Raw genomic sequence first — 20,269 nt, 5'->3', positions numbered from 1 at the left:
GGGGAGGGGGAGAGCAGGGGCGGGGTGCTCGAGTTCGCCCTGCTGATCTTCTACTGGAACTTCAGCCGCGGCTTGGTGCTCACCACCGCGCTGCCGGGGCTGCTGCTGGGGGTTCCGGCGCTGCTCATCAACGCCTTCCGCTACTTCCTCTTCGGCTTCGCCTTGAGCCCGGCGCTGTTCCCGGCGGTGGCTTTCCTGGCCCACGTGCCCACGCTGCTCATCGAGCTGCAGGCCTACATCCTGGGCACCTTCGGCGGCATGGTGCTGGCGAGCAAGGTGCTCAAGGGGGAGGGCTTCCGGGCGGGGCTGCGGGCGGTGGGGCTCACGGTGTACCTCGGCGGCTTCTTCCTGCTGCTGGGCGCCTGGTACGAGGCCTTCGAGATCCTGGTGCTGCTGGGGCGGTGAAGCCCGGGCACCGGGGAACGGGAGGCGCGAGAGGCAAGGCCGGGCGAGAGCGCCCCGTCTGCGGTGCCCTCGGCGCAGGACATGAGACCTAAGACCACGCAACCGAAAGAGGCTTCGTGAGCATGAAGATCACCGTCATCGGCGCGGGTGCTTGGGGCACGGCGGTCGCCCTGCTGGCGGCGCAGAAGGGCCTCGAGGTCGCCCTTTGGGCCCGCCGCCCCGAGCAGGCCGAGGCCCTGCAGGCCATGCGGGAGAACCGCGAGTACCTGCCGGGGGTGGCCCTGCCCGCCAACCTCCGCCCCACCTCGAGCGCCGACGAGGCGCTCGAAGGCACCGCCTTGGCGGTGGTGGCGGTGCCCTCGAGGGCCTTGGCCCAGACCCTGGCCCCCATGCCCAAGGCCCCGGCCTACCTCTCGCTCACCAAGGGCCTGGCCTACACCGCCCACGGCCTGACCCGCATGAGCCAGGTCATCGCGGAGGCGACCGGCGTGGAGCGGGTGGCCGCCCTCTCCGGCCCCAACCTGGCCGAAGAGATCGCCCGCTTCCAGCCCGCCGCCTCGGTGGTGGCCGCCGCCGAGCCGGGGCTGGCCCAGCAGGTGCAAAAGCTCCTGGGCGGCCCCAGCTTCCGGGTCTACACCAGCCGCGACCTCGCCGGCGTCGAGCTCGGCGGGGCCCTCAAGAACGTCATCGCCCTGGCGGCGGGCATGGTTGACGGCCTACGGCTGGGCGACAACGCCAAGGCCGCTTTGATGACCCGCGCCCTGCGCGAGATCGTGCGCTTCGGCGTGGCCCAGGGGGCACACAGCGAAACCTTCTACGGCCTCTCCGGCCTGGGCGACCTGATCGCCACCTGCACCAGCCTGCACTCGCGCAACCGCGGCGCCGGGGAGAAGATCGCCCGCGGGGCCACGCTGGAGGAGCTCGAGGCCAGCAAGCAGGTGGTCGAGGGCGTCTACACCGTCAAGGCCCTGCACGCCTGGGGGCAGGAGTCGGGGGTCGAACTGCCCATCACCGAGGCGGTGTACCGGGTGGTGTACCGGGGGGAGAGGCCGCTCGAGGTGCTCTCGGACCTGATGGGGCGGGAGGCGAAGCCGGAGTAGGGGGTGAGGGCTGAGCGCCCGGTGCGGGGCGGGGGTCGTACGTCGTACGTCGTACGCCGAACGCAAGACGCAAAACGCTAGACGCGTGTCCTGCGTCCTACGTCGCACGTCTTACGTCGTACGCCTCGGCCCTAGACCCTGGACCCTTGGCCCTCGACAGACCACGGGCCACGAGCCTTCCGCTGACCGCTTACGGCTTCCCCAGAACTTTCAATACGAAAGCTACACCTTTCGCTTGGCTTACATTAAGGCCGGCAAGCGGTTGACAAACGAAAGATGACCTGCTTACAATACCGCTGACCTGAGAGTCAGACGGTCGCCGCCAGGGGTAGCGATGGCGCTGTGGGCGAGCCGGTTGTGGTTTGGCCCCAGAGGTGCTTTTGTTCCTCCGGGTGGGGGAGGGGACAGGCATGAAGAAATTGCTGTTGGGGGCGTTACTGGTGATGGGGATGGGCCTGGCGATGGCCCAGCAAATTCGCATCGTGGTCATCTCGCACGGGCAGGCGGCCGACCCCTTCTGGTCGGTGGTCAAGAACGGCGTGGACCAGGCGGCCAAGGACATGAACGTGCGGGTGGAGTACCGCGCGCCCGAGACCTTCGACATGGTGCGCATGGCCCAGCTCATCGACGCGGCGGTGGCCTCCAAGCCCAACGGGATCGTGGTCTCCATCCCCGACGCCAAGGCGCTGGAGAAGTCCATCACCGCGGCGGTGAAGGCGGGGATCCCGGTGGTCTCGATGAACTCCGGCTCCGACGTGGCCGAGAAGCTGGGCGTGCTGGTCCACGTGGGCCAGACCGAGTACGAGGCGGGGCTGGGGGCCGGCAAGCGCATGAAGGCGGCCGGGGTCAAGAACGCCATCTGCGTCAACCAGGAAGTGGGCAACGTGGCCCTGGACCTGCGCTGCAAGGGCTTCTTCGACGGGTTGGGCATCAAGGCCAACGTGCTGCCGGTGAAGATCGGCGACCCCACGGGCATCAAGAACGCCGTGGCCGCGGCCTTGCAGAAAGACCCCACCATCGACGGCATCCTGACGCTGGGCCCCACCGCGGCCGAGCCGGTGCTGCAGGCGGTGGAGGGCAAGAAGATCACCTTCGGCACCTTCGACCTCTCGCCGGCGGTGCTCAAGGCGCTGAGCGAGAAGAAGATGGCCTTCGCCATCGACCAGCAGCAGTGGTTGCAGGGCTACTTGCCCGTGGTGATCCTGGCTAACTACGCGCGCTACGGCCTGCTGCCCGCCAACCCCGTCATCCTCACCGGGCCGGGCTTCGTGACCCCGGAGAACGCGGCGCGGGTGATCGACCTGAGCAAGCGGGGGATCCGCTAGCCCTCGAGCCCCCCTTCGGGGCCGGTCGTTCGGCTCGAGGCTCCCAACGCGCTCGCTGGGGGCCTCGCCGTCTGGAGAGCTAAGGATCGGAGGTGACGCCATGGCGGTAGGGCTGCCCGACGAGCGGCTGCAAGCGGTGAGCCTGTGGAAGCGGCTGCTGCTGCGGCCGGAGCTGGGCTCGATCGCGGGCTTGGCGGTGGTGTTCTTGTTCTTCGCCGTCGTCGCGGGCGGCAGCGGCTTCCTCACCTGGGGCAGCGCGCGCAACTACCTCGAGGTCGCCGCGCAACTGGGCATCCTGGCGGCGGCGGTCGCCATGCTCATGATCGGCGGCGAGTTCGACCTGTCGGTGGGCTCGATGATCGGGGTCGCGGCCATCCTGATGGCCCTGCTGAGCCACCCCGACTACGCCGGCCTGCCGGTCTCGCTGGCCTTCTTCCTCACGGCGGGCTTCGCCCTGGGGGTGGGCTACGTCAACGGCTGGCTGGTGCTGCGCACGGGCCTGCCCTCCTTCATCGTGACGCTGGCGATGATGTTCATCCTGGCGGGGGCCAACATCGGCTTCACCAAGCTGATCACCAAGATCACCATCGTCTCGGGGATCGGCGAGGCGGTGGCGCGCGACCCCCTGAGCCCGCTGTTCACCGGCACGCTGCTGGGGCTGCCGGCGGCGGTGTGGTGGTGGCTGGCGGTGACGGGGGTGCTGAGCTGGGTGCTGCTGCGCACCCCCTTCGGCAACTGGGTCTTCGGGGCGGGCGGCGACCCCAACGCCGCGCGCAACGTGGGGGTGCCGGTGCGCCGGGTCAAGATCACCCTCTTCATGCTCACCGCCGTCGCGGCCACGCTGGTGGCGGCGATCCAGGTGATGGGGCTGGGCTCGGCCAACGTGCTGCAGGGGCAGCAGAAGGAGCTCGAGGCCGTGGCCGCCGCGGTGATCGGGGGCTGCTTGCTGACGGGCGGCTACGGCTCGGTGGTGGGCGCGGGCATCGGGGCCTTGATCCTGGCGGTGGTGCAGCAGGGCATCGTGTACACCAACATCGACCTCGACTGGTTCAAGGTGATGGTGGGCGGCATGATCCTGGGCGCGGTGATCCTCAACAACTACCTGCGCAAGCTCAGCATGCAGGTGCGGAGGTGAGGCCGTGACCCCCCTGATCGAGCTGCGCAAGGTGAGCAAGTACTTCGGGCCGGTGGTCTCGCTCAAGGACATCGACATGAAGGTGTACGCGGGCGAGGTCCACTGCCTGCTGGGCGACAACGGCGCAGGCAAGAGCACCCTGATCAAGGCGCTCTCCGGCGTGCACCCGCCCTCCGAAGGCCAGATCTACATGGAGGGGCAGCCCGTCAGCTTCAGCTCCCCCCGCGACGCCCTGGACAAGGGCATCGCCACGGTCTTCCAGGACCTGGCCATGCTGCCGCTGATGAGCATCAGCCGCAACTTCTTCCTCGGGCGCGAGCCCAAGCGCCGGGTGGGGCCCCTCACCGTCTACGACGCGGCCTTCGCGGCGCGGGTGGCTCGAGAGGAGCTGCGCAAGATCGGCATCGACATCCGCGACCCCGACCAGCCGGTGGGCACGCTCTCGGGCGGGGAGCGGCAGTCGGTGGCGATCGCCCGGGCGGTGTACTTCGGCGCCAAGGTGCTCATCCTCGACGAGCCGACCTCGGCGCTGGGGGTCAAGGAGGCGGCGGTGGTGCTGAAGTACGTGGTGCAGGCGCGGGCTCGAGGGCTGGGGGTGATCTTCATCACCCACAACGTCCACCACGCCTGGGCGGTGGGCGACACCTTCACGGTGCTCAACCGCGGCCGCAGCTACGGCACCTTCAAGAAGGCCGAGACCACCCGCGAGAAGCTGTTGCAGATGATGGCGGGGGGGGAGGAGCTCGAGGCGCTGGCCGTCGAGCTCGACCTCATCGCCCGCAAGGACCCCACCCCGGCGGCGCGGATGGAGCAGCAGGCGGCGCAGGCGCTGCACGAGCCCGACGGCGGCTGAGCAGGAGGACGCGTGAAGGCACTGAACATGGCGATGATCGGCGCGGGCCGCATGGGGCAGGCCCACGCGCGGGTGCTGGCGGGGCTGGCGGAGTGCCGGGTGAGCCGGGTGATCGACACCTCCGCCGACAACGCCCGGCGCGTGGCCGAGGAGCTGGGGGCGCGGGCGAGCACCCTCCTGGAGGACGCCCTCGACGACCCCGCCGTTGACGCGGTGGTGGTCACCACCCCCACCCCCACCCACGCCGACGTGGTGGAGGCGGCCGCGCGGGCGGGCAAGGCCGTCTTCGTGGAGAAGCCCGTCGCCGACGGCCTCGAGGCCGGGCGGCGGGTGGTGCAGGCCGTCGAGCGGGCCGGGGTGCCCTGCCAGGTGGGCTTCCAGCGGCGCTACGACCCGGCCTACCGGCGGGCCAAGGAGATGATCGAGCGCGGCGAGCTCGGCCGCGTGGAGGGCTTCCGCGCGGTGGGCCGCGACCCGCACCCGCCCAGCCTCGACTTCCTCAAGACCAGCGGCGGCCTGCTGCTGGACATGGGCATCCACGACCTCGACGCCGCCCGCTTCTTCGTGGGCGAGGTGGCCGAGGTCTACGCCGTCGGAGGCACCTTGATCGAACCCGAGCTCCGGCACTACGGCCTCTTCGACACCGCCGTAGCCACCCTGCGCTTCGAGGGCGGCGCGGTGGGGACGCTCGAGGTCGCCCTGCGCACGGCCTACGGCTACGACATCCGCACCGAGGTGCTCGGCGAGAAGGGGCGCATCCACATCGAGCGCGACCGCCGCCCCGACCTCACCCTCTACGACGAGCGCGGGGGGAACTTCGACCGCCCCCGCAACTTCGAGCAGCGCTTCCCCGAGGCCTACGCGGCCGAGATGGTGGCCTTCGCCCGCAACCTGCACGCCGGCAAGCCCGTGACGCCCGACGTGCGCGACGCGTGGTACTCCCTGCGGCTGGCTAAGGCCGCCCAGCACGCCCTCGAGACCGGCCAGGTGGTGCGGGTGCGGGAGTTCGGGGGTGAGCTGTGAGCCGCGCGACCGAACGCCTGACCGTGGCCCAGGCCCTCGTGAAGTTCCTGGCCGCGCAGCACACCGAGCGCGACGGAAAGCGGGCGCGCCTGATCGCGGGGGTGTGGGCGATATTCGGTCACGGCAACGTATCCGGCCTGGGGCAGGCGTTGGAGGAGTACGGCGAGGCGGCGGGCCTGCCCACCTACCGCCCGCAGAACGAGCAGGCCATGGTGCACGCGGCGGCGGCCTACGCCAAGCACACCGCCCGCATGAGCACCTTCGCCTGCACCGCCTCCATCGGCCCCGGTTCGCTCAACATGCTCACCGCCGCCGCGGGTGCCACCATCAACCGCCTGCCGGTGCTGCTCCTGCCCTCCGACTACTTCGCGGGCCGCATCCCCGACCCCGTGCTGCAGCAGCTCGAGCACCCCAGCGAGCACGACGTGAGCGTCAACGACGCCTTCCGACCCATAAGCCGTTTCTTCACCCGCATCACCCGGCCCTCGCAGCTCCTCTCCGCGCTGCCCGAGGCCGTGCGCGTGCTCACCGACCCCGCCGAGACCGGCGCGGTGACGGTCTGCCTGCCCGAGGACGTGCAGACCGAGGCCTACGACTGGCCCGCCGAGTTCTTCGCCCCGCGGGTGTGGCGCGTCCGCCGCCCGGTGCCCGAGCCGGAGGCGCTGGCGCAGGCCGCCGAGCTCATCCGCGGCGCCCGGCGCCCCCTGATCGTCACGGGCGGCGGCACCCTCTACTCCGAGGCCCACGCCGAGCTCGCGCGCTTCGCCCAGGCCTTCGGCATCCCGGTGGCCGAGTCGCAGGGGGGCAAGGGCGCGCTGCCGTGGGACCACCCCATGTGCGTGGGGCCGGTGGGCGCAAACGGCGGCACCGCCGCCAACCGCCTCGCCCGCGAGGCCGACGTGGTGCTGGCGGTCGGGACTCGGCTGGGCGACTTCGTGACCGCCTCCAAGACCGCCTTCCAGAACCCCGGGGTGCGCTTCGTGGGGCTCAACGTGCTCCCCTTCGACGCGGGCAAGCTGGGCGGGGTGTCGCTAGTGGCCGACGCCAGGCGCGGCCTCGAGGCGCTCGAGGCGGCCCTGGCGGGCTTCGAGGGCAGCCCGGCCGCCTACCGCGCGGAGGTGGGGCGGCTCAAGCGGGAGTGGGACGAGGTGGTCCAGGGCTGCCGCACGCCCCGCCCCGAGAAGGCGGAGATGGCCCAGGCCGAGGTCATCGGCCTCGCCAACGAGGTCTTCGGCGGCAAGGCCACGGTGATCTGCGCGGCGGGCAGCCTGCCGGGCGACCTGCTCAAGCTCTGGCGCTGCGAGGACCCCAGGGCGTATCACCTCGAGTACGGCTTCTCCTGCATGGGCTACGAGATCCCGGCCGGGCTGGGGGTGGCGATGGCCGAGCCGGGGCGCGAGGTGGTGGTGTTCATCGGCGACGGCAGCTACCTGATGATGAACTCCGAGGTCGTCACCGCGGTGGCCGAGGGCCTCGACCTCACCGTGCTGCTCCTCGACAACCGGGCCTTCGGCTCGATCCGCGGCCTGCAGATGTCGCTGGGCTCGCCCTCCTTCAACAACGAGCTGCGGCGGCGCGACGCCGGCACGGGCCGCACCGACGGGCCGCCGGTGGAGGTGGACTTCGCCGCCCACGCCCGGGCCATGGGGGCGAGCGTGTGGAGCCCCAGGGACTACGGCGAGCTCGAGAAGGCCCTGCGCGAGGCTCGAGCCGCCCGGGGCGTGCGGGTGGTCGTGGTCCCGGTGAGCTTAGACGACCGGGTGCCGGGCTTCGAGAGCTGGTGGGACGTGCCGGTGGCCGAGGTCTCGAGCCAGCCGGAGGTGAGGAAGGCCCGCGAGGAGTACGAGGCGTACCTGAAGAAGCAGCGGCGCTATTTCTGAGGGGGGAGCCAGGGGCGGGGGATGCTAAGCGCGAGACGCCAGGGGTCGTACGTCCTACGTCGTACGTCGTACGCGAGATGCCGGACGTCGAACGTCGAACGCCCAACGCCGAACGCAAGACGCTAAACGCTAAACGCAAAACGCCTTGGCCCTCGACCCTGGACCCTAGACCCTCGACGCTCTTGGCTATCGACCATTGGCTATTGACCCAGGAAGGAACACTAATGGCAATCCGTTTCGGCAACGCACCGTGCAGTTGGGGCACCATCGAGGGCTGGGGGCAGGGCATCGGCTATAGCCAGATGCTCGACGAACTCAAGGCCACCGGCTACGGCGGCACCGAGCTGGGCGACTGGGGCTACATGCCCACCGAGCCCGGCAAGCTTCGCCAGGAACTCAGTTCGCGCGGCCTGACCATGCTGGGGGCCTATGAGGGGGTCTACCTGCTCGAGCCCGCCGAGCACGGCCCCGGCGAGCAGCGTGTGCTGCGCACCGCGCGCCTCCTGAAGAGCGTGGCCGACGTGGGCGACGGCTGGCAGCCCTTCGTGGTGCTGGCCGACGAGCACAGCCGCGACCCCGTGCGCTTCGCCAACGCCGGGCGGGTCCGGCCCGGGATGGGCCTCGACGCCCGGCAGTGGAAGGTCTTCGCGGCGGGCGCCGACCGCATCGCGCGGGCCGTCCACGACGAGACCGGCTTGCGCACGGTGTTCCACCACCACTGCGCGGGGTACGTGGAGGCCCCTTGGGAGATCGAGGCGCTGCTCGAGCACACCGACGAAAGGGTCTTGGGGCTGGTGTTCGACACCGGCCACTACCTCTACGGCACCGGTGCCAACGAGCCGGAGCAGGTGCTGGAGGGCCTCGAGCGCTTCCAGGGGCGCTTGTGGTACGTGCACTACAAGGACTGCCACCCCGCCGTCGCCGCGGAGGCCCGCCGGGAGGGCTGGAACTACAAGGAGGCCGTCGGCAGGGGGGTCTTCTGCGAGCTGGGCCGGGGCCAGATCGACTTCGGCGCGGTGACGCGCAAGCTCGAGGCGCTGGGCTACGACGGCTGGATCACCGTCGAACAGGACGTGCTCCCCGGCATGGGCGAGCCCCGCGTCAGCGCGGCGCACAACCGAGAGCACCTGCGGCAGGTGACCGGGCGATGAAGAAGGCCAAGGGCGCGAAGTCCCGAAGGACGCCCGGCCCTCAGCCCCCGGCGTTCGACCTGATCACCGTCGGGCGCTCCTCCATCGACCTCTACTCCAACGACGTCGGCGCGGCCTTCCCCGACATCACCTCCTTCGGGGCCTACATCGGCGGCAGCCCGCTCAACATCGCGGTGGGGGCGCGGCGGCTGGGCCTCAGGACGGCGCTGCTGACGGCGGTGGGGCCGGACAAGGTGGGGGAGTTCATCCTCGAGCGCCTCCGGCGCGAGGGGGTCGAGACGCGCTACATCCCGCAGAAGCCCGGGACCCGCAGCAGCGCGGTGGTGCTGGGCATCGAGCCGCCCGACCGCTTCCCCATCACCTTCTACCGCGACAACGCCGCCGACGCCCAGCTCTCCATCGACGACGTGCTCGCCGTGCCGATCGCCGCTTCCAGGGCCGTCCAGCTCTCGGGGGTGGCCCTGGCGAAGGAGCCCGGCCGCAGCGCGACCTTCTTCGCCGCCGAAGAGGCCAGAGCCGCCGGGGTGACCGTCTTCCTCGACCTCGACTTCCGCGCCGACCAGTGGCACGACCCCCGGGCCTACGGCGTGCAGGTGCGGGCCCTGCTGCCTCTGGTGGACGTGGCCTTCGGCACCGAGGAGGAGGTCAACGCCGCCATGCTGCGCCGCCCGGAGGACATCACCATCCGGCACTCGCAGGTCACGGCGCCGGAGATCCGGGGGGACGTGGAGGCCAACGTGCGGGCCCTGCTGGCGCGCGGCCCGGGGGCCTTGGTGGTCAAGCGCGGGGCCCGGGGCTCGGACGTCTACCTGCAAGGCGGCGGCGCGGTGCACGCGCCGGGCTTCGCGGTGGAGGTGCTGAGCGTGCTGGGGGCGGGCGACGCCTTCGCCGCCGGCTTCATCTACGGGCGGCTGCAGGGCTGGGACTGGTACACGAGCGCCCGCATGGGCAACGCCTGCGGGGCCATCGTGGTCACGCGCATCGGCTGCGCCGACTTCACGCCCTACCTCGAGGAGGCCCTGGCCTTCGTCGAGGCCAACGGGGGCTTCTGAGCGAGGGGAGGAGCGCGATGCCCTACGTGAGCGACGGCCGAAAACTCATCGAGCACGCCTTCCGGCACGGCTACGCCCTGCCCGCCTTCAACTTCTGCAGCCTCGAGATGGCCAAAGCCTGCGTGGAGGCCGCCGAGGAGTTGCAAGCGCCCGTCATCCTCCAGACCTACCCGGCCGACCTCTCCTCCGGCTCGCCGCGGGTGATGGCGGCCATGGTCCGGGCGCTGGCGGAGGAGGCAAGGGTGCCCGTCATGCTGCACCTCGACCACGGCGGGGGGCTGGGGGCGGTGGTGGAGTGCCTGCGGGCGGGCTACTCCTCGGTGATGCTCGACGGCGGGGGGATGGCCCTGGCACAGGTGCTCGAGGCCACCCGCCGGGCGGCGGAGGTCGTCCACGCCGCGGGGGCCGCGCTCGAGGTCGCCGCCGAGCGCTTCAACCCGGGCGAGGCCGGGGCCACCGACCCCGAGGCGGCGGCGCGGGTGCGCGAGGCCGGGGCCGACCTGGTGGCCTGCGCGGTGGGCTCGGAGCACGGGCGCCAAAGCCGCCTGGACCTCCGGCGGCTCGAGGCCGTCGCCGGCGCGGTGCGGGGCCCGCTGGTGCTGCACGGGGGCAGCGGCGTCGAGCCCGCCGACCTCGCCCGGGCGGTGGGGCTGGGGGTGGCGAAGGTCAACGTGGGCTCGGCCTCGTACCGGGCTTTGCTGCGGGTCTGGCGCGAACGTGCGGGCGAGCTCTCTACCCACCGCGCGGTCTACGCCGAGGCCCGCGCGGCCGTGGGCGAGCAGGCCAGGAGCTACATCGCCCTGCTGGGCGCGGCGGGCAAGGCCAGGGAGTTCAGCGTATAGATAAGGAGAGGGTATGCCGGAGAGTTTCGGGGTGGCGTTGTTGGGCGCAGGACGGATGGGCATGGAGCACGCCCGGACCATGCTGGGCTTGGCCGAGGCCCGGGTGCTGGCGGTGGCCGACCCCAACACCCGGGCGGCGGAGGCGGCCGGGGGCTTGCTGCAGGCCGAGGCGGTGTACGCCGACCCCGAGGAGGCCATCGCCCACCCCGGGGTGGAGGCGGTGGTCATCGTCACGCCCACCGACACCCACGCCCGCTACATCGAGCTCGCGGCCCGCGCGGGCAAGGCCATCTTCTGCGAGAAGCCCGTGGCGAAGGACCTGGGGGAGACCCGGCGGGTGCTCGAGGCCGTCGAGCAGAGGGGCGTGCCCTTCCAGATCGGCTTCCAGCGCCGCTACGACCCGCCCTACCGCCAGGCCAGGGACAAGATCGAGGCGGGGGAGGTCGGGGAGGTCGAGCAGTTCATCGCCGTCATGCGCGACCCGGCCCCCGCGCCGCTGGAGTACCTCGCGGGCTCGGGGGGCATCTTCATCGACCAGTCCATCCACGACATCGACTGCGCGCGCTTTTTGGTGGGGGAGGTGGAGGAGGTGCACGCCTGGGGCGCGGTGCGCGTGGACCCCAGGATCGGCGAGATCGGCGACGTGGACACCACCAACCTGAGCCTGCGCTTCGCGGGCGGCGCGCTGGGGGTCATCCAGAACTCCAGGCGCGCGGTCTACGGCTACGACGTGCGCACCGAGGTGTTCGGCTCGAGGGGCAAGCTGGTGATGGACGCGACCCCCAAGACCCCCCTGTGGCAGTACGGCGGCGGGGTGAGCGCCGACCACTACCACTTCTTCATGGACCGCTTCAAGGAGGCCTACCGCCTGGAGCTCGAGGCCTTCTTCCGCTCCCTGAGCAAGGGCGAGCGGCCCACCCCCGGCGGGCGCGACGCGCTCGAGTCCCTCCGCGTCGCCATAGCCGCCACCCGCAGCCTCAAGGAGGGGCGGGCGGTGCGGCTGGAGGAGGTCGGGTGAGCTCGCCCAACCACCTCAAGCCCCGCGCCGGGCCCGGCGTCGTGGTCGAGGCGAGCCCGGCCGCCGTGGGCTGGAAGTACCTCTCCTTCCGGGTCGTCGCCCTGCCCGCGGCCGCCCTGTACCCGGGCGACACCGGGGGCCAGGAGATGGCGCTGGTGCCGCTGTCGGGCGAGATGCGGGTGAGGGCCGGGGACGAGGCCTTCGAGCTCGGGCGCGAGGGCGTCTTTTCCGAGCTTCCCTCGGTGCTGTACCTGCCCCCCGGCACCCCCTTCGAGCTCGAGGCCCGCACCGGCGCCGAGTTCGCGCTGGGGGGCGCGCCGGCCGAGGGCCGCTACCCGCTGCGCCTGTTCCGCCCGCAGGAGATGCGCGTGGAGATGCGCGGGGGCGCCAACGCCACCCGCCAGGTCTCGCACGTCCTGGGGCCGCACCTGCCCGCCGAGCGCCTGCTCGTGTACGAGGTCTACACCCCCTCGGGCTTCTGGTCGGGCTGGCCGCCGCACCGCCACGACGGGCGCATGGGCTCGCTGTACGTCGAGGAGACCTACTACTACAAGATCAGCCCCCCGTCCGGCTGGGCCGTCCACCGCAACTACAGCCCCGAGGACGGCCTCGACGAGCTCTTGCTCGCCCGCGACGGCGACCTGATCCTGGCCCCCAGGGGCTATCATCCGGTGAGCGCCCCGCCCGGCTCCAACGTGTACTACCTCAACTACATGGCGGGCGAGGCGCTGGACGCGCAGCGGGCCACGCCCCCCGTCGACGACCCGCAGTGGGGCTGGATGCGGCAGGACTGGGCGGGGAAGCCGCTGAAGCTCCCCGTCGGGGGCGGGTCGGAAGGGGAAGGGGGTAAGGGGTGAGAAGGTGAGAAGGCAAAAAGGGGAAAAGCCCGGCCGGCTGCTCGCTTTTCCCCTTTTTACCCGTTAACCTTTTCGCCCGGGTCTTTATGAAAACCGAGGACCGGCGCAGGAAGATCATCGAGCTCCTGGAGCACAAGGGCTCGGTGCTGGTGGAGGAGCTCGCGGCGGAGTTCGGGGTGAGCCAGGTGACCGTCCGCAAGGACCTCAGCGAGCTCGAGGAGCGCGGGCTGCTCCACCGCACCCACGGCGGGGCGACCTTCGCCCACAAGAGCCTCTTCAACCCCTCCTTCCGCGAGAAGCTCCACCTGCAGCAGGCCGAGAAGCAGGCCATCGCCCGCGCCGCTTTGGAGCACATCGAGGAGGGCGACTCCCTCATCCTCGACGCGGGCACCACCAGCCTCACCTTGGCCCGGCTCATCAAGCACCGCTTCCGCTCGCTCTACGTCATCACCAACTCGGTGCCCATCGCCCTCGAGCTCGCCGAGACCCGCTGGGACGTGCTGCTCACCGGCGGGCAGGTGCGCCACCACAGCATGGCCCTCATCGGCCCGGCCACCGTGCGCGCCCTGGAGGTCTACCACGCCGACAAGGCCTTCGTGTGCGCCACGGGCGTCTCGGTCCACAAGGGCTACGGCACCCCCAACCCCTACGAGGCCCAGACCAAGCAGGCCATGATCCGCTCGGTGGACACGGTCTACGCCCTCGTTGACTCCAGCAAGCTCGGCCGCGCCACCCTGGCGAGCTTCGCCGCGCTCGAGGAGGTCCACCTGCTCATCACCGACCCCGCCGCCCCCCGCGACTTCCTGCAGCACCTCGAGCGCCAGGGCCTGGGCTACCGGCTGGCCGAGCTCGAGGCCGGCCCCGCCCTCAACCCCGCGTCCAGGGCGGGTTGAGCGCCACGGCCCGCGCGTGCTGCGGGCCGCCGGGGTCCGGTGGGCCTGGCCCGGGAGGTGATGGCGAAGAGCCGGTCGATACGGTTCATCCGGACCCACGGCGCGGGGGCTAGTCCAGGCAGGCCTCGACGAGCAGGAACTTGTACAGGTAGTCCTTGCCCTCGCCCGTCTCCGCGCCCGCGTAGCGCTCGAGCAGCTCCGCGATCTCGGCGCGCAGGGCCTTGGCCTGCGGCTCGGTGAGGCTCAGGCAGCCCCACTTGTTGAGGACCCTGGGCTCGACCGGCTGCCCGCTGCGCGGGAACAGCTCCAGCCGCGGCGTCCGCTCGTCCCCCTGGCTGAAGCGGATGCACCAGCCCCCGGCGTTGTTGCTGGTCAGGCGGACGATCGAGCGCCGCTCAATGCGCTCGAAGTCGCGGCTGTTGAGGATGAGGATCTCCTCGTCCGAGCCCACCGGGACACGCTCGAGGGGGATGGTGAAGACCTCGGCGCTCGCGCGGTAGAGCGGCACGTCGTGCTTGCCGCGCTTCTCCACCCGCACCTTCTCGACGAGCCCCAGGCGCAGCATCTTCTGCAGCCAGTAGCTCATGTGGCTCTTGCTGATCCCGACGGCCCGGGCGGCCTCGGCCAGGCTGGCCTCGCGGCCCATGAAGGGGTAGAGGTGCCGCACGCTCGCCGGCTGCACGAAGAACAGCGCCGCCTCCGGGTCCTCCAGGTTCCGGGTCCTGCACGCCACCCCTTGGCTCATGGTCGGGAAATTCTATCACTCAAATCCCCCCGTTCTATTTGCACGACCGGCGGTGCTACGGTGTCGGAAAGCCATGAACACGATGAAAGCCGCCATCTACAAGTCCTACGGCCCCCCCGAAGTCCTCAGGATCGAGCGCGTCGAGGTGCCCGCGCTGTAGGACGAGCACGGCGACCGGGTGCTCGTGCGGGTGCGCTACGCCTCGGTCAACCCCTTCGACTACCTGCACCGCAAGGGCTACCTCCCCGTGCGGCCCTCCCACGGCTTCATGAAACCCAAGACCCACAAACTGGGCATCGACTTCGCCGGGGAGGTGGTGGCCGTCGGGAAGGACGTGACCCGCTTCAAGGTCGGCGACGCCGTCTTCGGCAACTGCTTCGGCTCCCACGCCGAGTACGTGCGCGCCCGCGAGGGCGCGATCGGCCGGATGCCCTCCAACCTCACCTTCCGCGAGGCCGCCGCCGTCCCCACCGCCGCCATCACCGCGCTGCAGGCCCTGCGGGACGTGGGCCGGATAAAAAAAGGGCACCGGGTCCTGGTCTACGGGGCCTCGGGCGGGGTGGGGCACTTCGCGGTGCAGATCGCCAAGTTCTACGGGGCCGAGGTGACGGCGGTGTGCAGCACCGCCAACCTCGAGTGGGTCAAGGGTCTCGGGGCCGACCGCGTGATCGACTACACCCAGGAGGACTTCGCCCGGCGCAAGGAGAAGTACGACATCATCCTCGACGCCGTGGCTAAGCGGACCTACCTCAGTTGCCGGCGTGCCCTGAGCGCCGGCGGCGTCTACATCACCGAGAACCCCCTGAAGCCGGGCTTCCAGATCTTCCAGATCCTCCTCGCGCTGCTGACGAGGAACAAGCGGGCGAGGACCCACCTCTCCGAACCCAACGCCAAGGACATGGACTTCCTGCGCGAGATGGCCGAGGCGGGCAGGCTGAAGCCGGTGATCGAGAAGACCTACCCCCTCGAGCAGATCGTCGAGGCCCACCGCCACGTCGAGCACGGGCACACCCGGGGGAAGGTGGTCGTCGAGGTCCACGCCGGGTAGCCGGCGGCCCCCGCAGCCGCTCTTCCTCCCGAACAGCCTAGGGGCAGGCCCCTGGGCCTGCCCCGACAAAAAACGCTCTATCGGCTCAGCCTACCGTGGCCTTTTGCCGCTCGGCCAGGTAGAGCCAGGTCTCCAGCACGCTATCCGGGTTGAGCGACATGCTCTCGATGCCCTGCTGCACCAGCCACTCGGCGAGCTCGGGGTGGTCGGAGGGGCCCTGCCCGCAGATGCCGATGTACTTGCCCATCCTCTTGGCCGTCTGGATGGCCCTCGAGAGCAGGAACTTCACCGCCTCGTCCTGCTCGTCGAAGAGCTCGGCCACCAGCCCCGAGTCGCGGTCGAGGGCCAGGGTGAGCTGGGTGAGGTCGTTGGAGCCGATGGAGAAGCCGTCGAAGAGCTCTAAGAAGGCCTCGGCCAGGATGGCGTTGGAGGGCACCTCGCACATCATGATGAGCTTCAGACCGTTCTGGTCGCGCACGGAGCCATCCGGCTCCGAAACCTGCCTCTCAAGGCCATGGGACTTCAGGATCTCGATCACCTGCCGTGCCTCACCCACGGTGCGCACGAAGGGGACCATGACCCATACGTTGGTCAGACCGAACTCGTCCCGTACTTTTTTGAGTGCCTGGCACTCGAGCGCGAAAGCTTCGGCGAAGTCGGCGCTGCGGTAGCGCGAGGCGCCCCGGAAGCCGATCATGGGGTTTTCCTCCTTGGGCTCGTAGAGGGTGCCGCCCAGGAGGTGCGCGTACTCGTTGGACTTGAAGTCCGACAGCCGCACGATCACGGGGTGGGGCGCGAAGGCCGCGGCGATCATGCCCACGCCCTCGGCCAGCTTCTCGCGGAAGAAGTCGGCGGGGGAGGCGTAGCCGGCGGTGCGCCGCTCGATCTCGGCCTTGAGGGCGGGCTCGAGGCGCTCGTAGTCCAAGAGGGCCTTGGGGTGCACCCCGATGACGTTGTTGATGATGAACTCGAGGCGCGCGAGCCCCACCCCGGCGTGGGGCAGGTTGGCGAAGCTGAAGGCCCGCTCGGGGCTGGCGACGTTCATCATGATCTTGACCGGGATCTCGGGCATCTTGTCGAGCTCGATGCGCCGCAGCTCGAACTTCGGGCTCCCCTTGTAGACCCGCCCGGTGTCGCCCTCGGCGCAGGAGACCGTCACCGTGTCGCCGTCGCGCAGCACGCGGGTGGCGTCGCCGGTGCCCACCACCGCCGGGATGCCCAGCTCCCGCGCCACGATGGCGGCGTGGCAGGTGCGCCCGCCCCGGTTGGTCACGATGGCCGCCGCCCGCTTCATCACCGGCTCCCAGTCGGGGTCGGTCATGTCGGCCACCAGCACGTCGCCCGGCTGCACCCGGTTCATCTCCTTGGGCGAGTGGATCACCCGCACCGTCCCCGCCCCGATGCGCGAGCCCACCGCGCGGCCCGTCGCCAGGATCTCGGCCCGCTCGGTCATGCTGAAGCGCTCGATGACCCGCCCGCTGCGGCTTTGCACCGTCTCGGGCCGGGCCTGCAGGATGTAGATCTTGCCGTCCTGGCCGTCCTTGGCCCACTCGATGTCCATGGGGCGGCCGTAGTGCTCCTCGATGAGGAGGGCCTGGCGGGCGAGCTCGAGCACGTCCTCGTCGGACAGCGAGAAGCGGCGGCGCTCCAGGGGCGAGGTCTCCACCGTCTGCACGCCGCCCTCGCCGTAGACCATCTTCTGCAGCTTGCTGCCCAGGCTGCGCTGGAGGATGGCCCTCTTGCCCGCGCGCAGGGCGGGCTTGTAGACGTAGAACTCGTCGGGGTTGACCGCGCCCTGCACCAGCAGTTCGCCCAGGCCGTAGCTCGAGGTGATGAACACCGCGTCGCGGAAGCCCGACTCGGTGTCGAGGGTGAAGGCCACGCCGCTGGCGCCCAGGTCGCTTCGCACCATGCGCTGCACCCCGGCCGACAGCGCCACCTCCTCGTGGGCGAAGCCGTGGTGCACCCGGTAGGCGATGGCCCGGTCGTTGTAGAGCGAGGCGAAGACCTTCTTGACGTGCAGCAGCACGCTGTCCACGCCCCGCACGTTGAGGAAGGTCTCCTGCTGGCCGGCGAAGCTGGCCTCGGGCAGGTCCTCGGCGGTGGCCGAAGAGCGCACCGCGACCGAAAAATCAGCGCCGGACTGGCGCTGAAGGCGGATGTAGGCGTCCACGATGGCTACCTCGAGGGCCTTGGGTAGCTCGGCGGCCTCTACGGCGGCGCGGATGCGGGCGCCTACCCGGGCCAGCGCGTCCACGTCGTCGGTGTCGAGGCCCTGTAGGGCCTGGCGGATGAAGTCCTCGAGGCCGTTGTGGGCCAGGAAGTCCTGGAAGGCCAGCGCGGTGGTGGCGAATCCCCCGGGCACCCGCACCCCGGCTTGCGAAAGCTTGGCGATCATCTCCCCGATGGAGGCGTTCTTGCCCCCGACGTGGGGTAGGTCGTTCATGCTCAGGGTGTCGAACCAGCGAATGTAGGCCATGCCTTCCTCCTGCGCTCCAGGGTGCACGAAGCGGCAGGGTGTAAAAAGGCCGCCCCCGGTCCTTGTGTACACCGTTACGGGGCCTGTAACAAGCACACCTACACCACCGGCACGGCGCTCCCGGGCCCGATTACACTTGGGGCATGGAACCCCGTTCCCGCGCCGTCTTCATCGTCTCCGACCACACCGGCCTCACCGCCGAGGCGGTGGCCCGTAGCCTGCTGGCCCACTTCGAGGGGGTGCGTTTCGAGTACTTAACGCGCCCCTTCACGGACACCGAGGCCGAGGTGCAGGCGGTGGTGGAGGAGATCACCGCGCGCTACCGCGGCGGGGGCGAGCGGCCCATCCTCTTCAGCACCCTCACCAACCCCGGCCTGCTGGCGCGGCTCGAGACCGCCCCCGCGCTGTTCTTCGACCTCTTCACGCCCTACCTCAGCGTGCTCGAGGCCGAGCTCGGCCAGCCCACCACGCCGCGGGTGGGCCGCTACCACAGCATCGGCGACGTGAGCGCCTACTTCACCCGCATCGACGCGGTGGACTTCGCCCTCACCACCGACGACGGGGTGGGGGAGAAGCACTACCAGCTCGCCGACGTGATCCTCATCGGGGTCTCGCGGGCGGGCAAGACCCCCACCTGCCTCTTCCTGGGCCTGCAGTACGGCGTCCGCGCCTCCAACTACCCCCTGGCCGAGGACGACTTCGAGCGCCAGGAGCTGCCCGAGCCGCTCAAGCCCCACCGCGGCAAGATCTTCGGCCTCACCATCGACCCCGCCCGGCTCCACCAGATCCGCACCCAGCGGCGCCCCGGCAGCTCCTACGCGGCGCTCGAGCGCTGCGAGTACGAGGTGCGGCGGGCCGAGCAGCTCTTCCGCGCCAACGGCATCCGCTTCTTCGACACCACCGCCGCCTCCATCGAGGAGATCGCCACCACCATCGTGCAGACCGCGCACCTGACCCGGCGCATCGGGTAGGGGCTCCGCCGCTCCGGTGGCGACAAAACCCCTACCCGCCGCGCCGAGGACAGTCCCCGGCCGTCAGCACTTGGCTTCGGTCTTGACCGCCGAGTAGCGTGCCCTCCACCAGCGCAGGACGGGCTCGAGCCAGCCCGCGGGCCGGGGAGTGTTGGCCGCCAGGAGGATTTCCTGGGTATCGAGGCTGGGCCTTTCGGTGGGGCCGCTGCCCTCGAGGGCATCCCGCATGGCCTGGCGGATGAAATTGGCGGCGACGAAATGGTGGTTGAACACGGCTTCCTCCTCTCGGATCCAGATGGGGACGTATCTGAATCGATTCATCTGAATCGTTTCAGTAGTATAGCATAGCGGGGATGGGTGTCAAGCCGGGCAAGAAGGTCACGCTCAAGGACATCGCCGAGGCGCTGGGGGTGGCGACTTCCACCGTCTCCAACGCCTACAACCGCCCCGACCAGCTCTCGCCCGAATTGCGGGAGCGGGTCTTCGCGACGGCCAGGGAGCTGGGCTACTCCGGCCCCGACCCCATGGCCCGGGGGTTGCGCCGAGGCCGGGTGGGGGCCATCGGCGTGGTCTACCCGGACCGCCTGTCCTACGCCTTCACCGACCCGGTGGCCCCGCTGTTCATCCAGGGCATCGCCCTCGAGGCCGAACAGGCCGGCTACGGGCTGCTGCTGGTGGGCACGGCGCCCGACCAGAGCCTCACCCTCGCCGCCACCGCCAGCGTGGACGGCTTCGTGGTGCAGTGCTTCGCCGACGGCGACCCGCTGTACAAGGCGGTGGTCGGGCGCAGGCTGCCCACGGTGCTCGTCGATAACTTCCGCGCCGCCCCCGGTTTCCCGTTCGTCACCGTGGACGACGTGGGCGGGGCCCGCACGGCCGCCGAGCACCTCCTGGGGCTCGGCCACCGCCGCCTGGGGGTCGTCTCGCTGCAGCTAGCCCACGACAGCACCGGGGGGTTCCTCTCCCCCCTTCAGCAGTCCCGCGCCTCCTACGGCCCCACCCGCGCCCGCCTGCAGGGCTACCGGGCCGCGCTCGAGGCGGCCGGCCTGTCCTGGGAGCGCGACGTGGCGGTGTTCGAGTGCCCCGACAACACCCCCGAGGCGGGCCGGGAGGCGGCCGAGGCGCTGCTGCGGCTGGAGCCCCGCCCGACCGCCGTCCTGGCCATGAGCGACCAGCTCGCGCTGGGGGTGCTGGGCTACGCGGCCCAGCAGGGCGTCGCCGTGCCGCGCGAGCTCTCGGTCGTCGGCTACGACGACGCGCCGGCGGCGGCCCGCACGTCCCCGCCCCTGACGACGGTGCGGCAGGACCACGTGGAGAAGGGGCGCCGCGCCGGGCAGATGCTCATCGCGCACCTCGAGGGCCGCGAGCCCCCGGAGGGCCCGGCTACAGGCGCTTCTGGGCGGGGTAGCCCAGGCACTGGGCGGCGGGGATCCCGGCTGGACCGCCGGCACCAGCGAGGCCGAGGCCCTGGGTCTGGCCCTGCTCGACGCGG

The 20,269-nt window shown here is 70.9% G+C and carries 18 protein-coding genes and 1 pseudogene; 16 read left to right on the top strand and 3 right to left on the bottom strand.

Annotation, left to right across the window (positions count from 1 at the left end):
* The 13 genes and pseudogenes from Mterra_RS08335 to Mterra_RS08275 form a co-directional block, all read left to right on the top strand.
* Positions 1–405: pseudogene (locus tag Mterra_RS08335) on the top strand (stage II sporulation protein M); the annotation flags it as partial.
* A gap of 122 nt (positions 406–527) precedes the next feature.
* The gene (locus Mterra_RS08330) at positions 528–1,505 is read left to right on the top strand and encodes an NAD(P)H-dependent glycerol-3-phosphate dehydrogenase (protein ID WP_119314776.1); all 978 of its coding nucleotides are present in this window, start codon (positions 528–530) and stop codon (positions 1,503–1,505) included.
* Between the two features lie 410 nt (positions 1,506–1,915).
* A complete protein-coding gene (locus Mterra_RS08325; protein WP_119314775.1) occupies positions 1,916–2,830 on the top strand; it encodes a sugar ABC transporter substrate-binding protein in 915 nt (304 codons plus the stop codon).
* A 100-nt stretch (positions 2,831–2,930) separates the two neighbouring features.
* Entirely contained in the window at positions 2,931–3,965 is a 1,035-nt protein-coding gene (locus Mterra_RS08320; RefSeq protein WP_119314774.1) for an ABC transporter permease, read from the top strand.
* 4 nt (positions 3,966–3,969) lie between these two features.
* On the top strand, positions 3,970–4,818 hold the full coding sequence (locus Mterra_RS08315) for an ATP-binding cassette domain-containing protein (protein ID WP_119314773.1): 849 nt from the start codon (positions 3,970–3,972) through the stop codon (positions 4,816–4,818).
* A 12-nt stretch (positions 4,819–4,830) separates the two neighbouring features.
* A complete protein-coding gene (iolG, locus tag Mterra_RS08310) occupies positions 4,831–5,841 on the top strand; it encodes an inositol 2-dehydrogenase (RefSeq protein WP_245971570.1) in 1,011 nt (336 codons plus the stop codon).
* Entirely contained in the window at positions 5,838–7,721 is a 1,884-nt protein-coding gene (iolD, locus tag Mterra_RS08305) for a 3D-(3,5/4)-trihydroxycyclohexane-1,2-dione acylhydrolase (decyclizing) (RefSeq protein ID WP_119314771.1), read from the top strand. The genes iolG (Mterra_RS08310) and iolD overlap by 4 nt, the downstream gene beginning before the upstream one ends.
* A 224-nt stretch (positions 7,722–7,945) precedes the next feature.
* A complete protein-coding gene (locus tag Mterra_RS08300) occupies positions 7,946–8,872 on the top strand; it encodes a TIM barrel protein (protein WP_119314770.1) in 927 nt (308 codons plus the stop codon).
* Positions 8,869–9,924 carry a 5-dehydro-2-deoxygluconokinase gene (gene iolC / locus Mterra_RS08295; RefSeq protein WP_119314769.1) on the top strand — a complete coding sequence of 352 codons (1,056 nt, stop codon included), beginning with the start codon at positions 8,869–8,871 and terminating at the stop codon, positions 9,922–9,924. The genes Mterra_RS08300 and iolC overlap by 4 nt, the downstream gene beginning before the upstream one ends.
* 17 nt (positions 9,925–9,941) lie before the next feature.
* Positions 9,942–10,766: a class II fructose-bisphosphate aldolase gene (locus Mterra_RS08290; RefSeq protein WP_119314768.1), complete on the top strand. Its 825-nt coding sequence runs from the start codon at positions 9,942–9,944 to the stop codon at positions 10,764–10,766.
* A gap of 13 nt (positions 10,767–10,779) precedes the next feature.
* Positions 10,780–11,784 (top strand): inositol 2-dehydrogenase, encoded by a 1,005-nt coding sequence (iolG, locus tag Mterra_RS08285; protein WP_119314767.1) that lies wholly within the window; start codon positions 10,780–10,782, stop codon positions 11,782–11,784.
* Complete coding sequence (iolB, locus tag Mterra_RS08280; protein WP_119314766.1) at positions 11,781–12,641, top strand: 5-deoxy-glucuronate isomerase; 861 nt, start codon at positions 11,781–11,783, stop codon at positions 12,639–12,641. Before iolG (Mterra_RS08285) ends, iolB begins: the two co-directional genes overlap by 4 nt.
* 86 nt (positions 12,642–12,727) lie before the next feature.
* Positions 12,728–13,534: a DeoR/GlpR family DNA-binding transcription regulator gene (locus tag Mterra_RS08275; RefSeq protein WP_119314765.1), complete on the top strand. Its 807-nt coding sequence runs from the start codon at positions 12,728–12,730 to the stop codon at positions 13,532–13,534.
* 109 nt (positions 13,535–13,643) lie between these two features.
* On the opposite strand, the gene Mterra_RS08270 is transcribed toward Mterra_RS08275, so the two are convergent.
* Positions 13,644–14,279: a helix-turn-helix domain-containing protein gene (locus tag Mterra_RS08270; RefSeq protein WP_119314764.1), complete on the bottom strand. Its 636-nt coding sequence runs from the start codon at positions 14,277–14,279 to the stop codon at positions 13,644–13,646.
* Between the two features lie 178 nt (positions 14,280–14,457).
* Here Mterra_RS08270 and Mterra_RS08265 point away from each other — a divergent pair, with 178 nt between their 5' ends.
* Positions 14,458–15,327, top strand: coding sequence for an NAD(P)-dependent alcohol dehydrogenase (locus Mterra_RS08265; protein WP_218022907.1), 870 nt, complete (start codon positions 14,458–14,460; stop codon positions 15,325–15,327).
* 85 nt (positions 15,328–15,412) lie between these two features.
* Here Mterra_RS08265 and ppsA read toward each other — a convergent pair whose 3' ends face one another.
* On the bottom strand, positions 15,413–17,806 hold the full coding sequence (ppsA, locus tag Mterra_RS08260; protein ID WP_119314763.1) for a phosphoenolpyruvate synthase: 2,394 nt from the start codon (positions 17,804–17,806) through the stop codon (positions 15,413–15,415).
* A 143-nt stretch (positions 17,807–17,949) separates the two neighbouring features.
* Between ppsA and Mterra_RS08255 the strand changes: the two genes are divergently transcribed.
* Positions 17,950–18,777 (top strand): pyruvate, water dikinase regulatory protein, encoded by an 828-nt coding sequence (locus Mterra_RS08255; RefSeq protein WP_119314762.1) that lies wholly within the window; start codon positions 17,950–17,952, stop codon positions 18,775–18,777.
* Between the two features lie 63 nt (positions 18,778–18,840).
* Here Mterra_RS08255 and Mterra_RS08250 read toward each other — a convergent pair whose 3' ends face one another.
* Positions 18,841–19,050 (bottom strand): hypothetical protein, encoded by a 210-nt coding sequence (locus Mterra_RS08250; protein WP_147372609.1) that lies wholly within the window; start codon positions 19,048–19,050, stop codon positions 18,841–18,843.
* A gap of 80 nt (positions 19,051–19,130) precedes the next feature.
* Here Mterra_RS08250 and Mterra_RS08245 point away from each other — a divergent pair.
* On the top strand, positions 19,131–20,269 hold a 1,139-nt coding region (locus tag Mterra_RS08245), incomplete at its 3' end, for a LacI family DNA-binding transcriptional regulator (protein ID WP_119314760.1).

The sequence above is a fragment of the Calidithermus terrae genome (assembly GCF_003574345.1).
GTDB classification, from domain to species: Bacteria; Deinococcota; Deinococci; order Deinococcales; family Thermaceae; genus Calidithermus; species Calidithermus chliarophilus.
The sequence above is the reverse complement of the archived record's forward strand: the minus strand, read 5'-3'. Positions and strand labels throughout refer to the sequence as shown.

What these genes read in the sequence shown, in the direction of transcription:
- Mterra_RS08330 (WP_119314776.1), top strand. Translation starts at nt 528, where the DNA reads ATGAAGATCACCGTCATCGGCGCGGGTGCTTGGGGCACGGCGGTCGCC.
- Mterra_RS08270 (WP_119314764.1), bottom strand. Translation starts at nt 14,279, where the DNA reads ATGAGCCAAGGGGTGGCGTGCAGGACCCGGAACCTGGAGGACCCGGAG.
- iolG (WP_119314767.1), top strand. Translation starts at nt 10,780, where the DNA reads ATGCCGGAGAGTTTCGGGGTGGCGTTGTTGGGCGCAGGACGGATGGGC.
- Mterra_RS08320 (WP_119314774.1), top strand. Translation starts at nt 2,931, where the DNA reads ATGGCGGTAGGGCTGCCCGACGAGCGGCTGCAAGCGGTGAGCCTGTGG.
- Mterra_RS08275 (WP_119314765.1), top strand. Translation starts at nt 12,728, where the DNA reads ATGAAAACCGAGGACCGGCGCAGGAAGATCATCGAGCTCCTGGAGCAC.
- iolC (WP_119314769.1), top strand. Translation starts at nt 8,869, where the DNA reads ATGAAGAAGGCCAAGGGCGCGAAGTCCCGAAGGACGCCCGGCCCTCAG.
- ppsA (WP_119314763.1), bottom strand. Translation starts at nt 17,806, where the DNA reads ATGGCCTACATTCGCTGGTTCGACACCCTGAGCATGAACGACCTACCC.
- Mterra_RS08325 (WP_119314775.1), top strand. Translation starts at nt 1,916, where the DNA reads ATGAAGAAATTGCTGTTGGGGGCGTTACTGGTGATGGGGATGGGCCTG.
- Mterra_RS08290 (WP_119314768.1), top strand. Translation starts at nt 9,942, where the DNA reads ATGCCCTACGTGAGCGACGGCCGAAAACTCATCGAGCACGCCTTCCGG.
- Mterra_RS08300 (WP_119314770.1), top strand. Translation starts at nt 7,946, where the DNA reads ATGGCAATCCGTTTCGGCAACGCACCGTGCAGTTGGGGCACCATCGAG.
- Mterra_RS08255 (WP_119314762.1), top strand. Translation starts at nt 17,950, where the DNA reads ATGGAACCCCGTTCCCGCGCCGTCTTCATCGTCTCCGACCACACCGGC.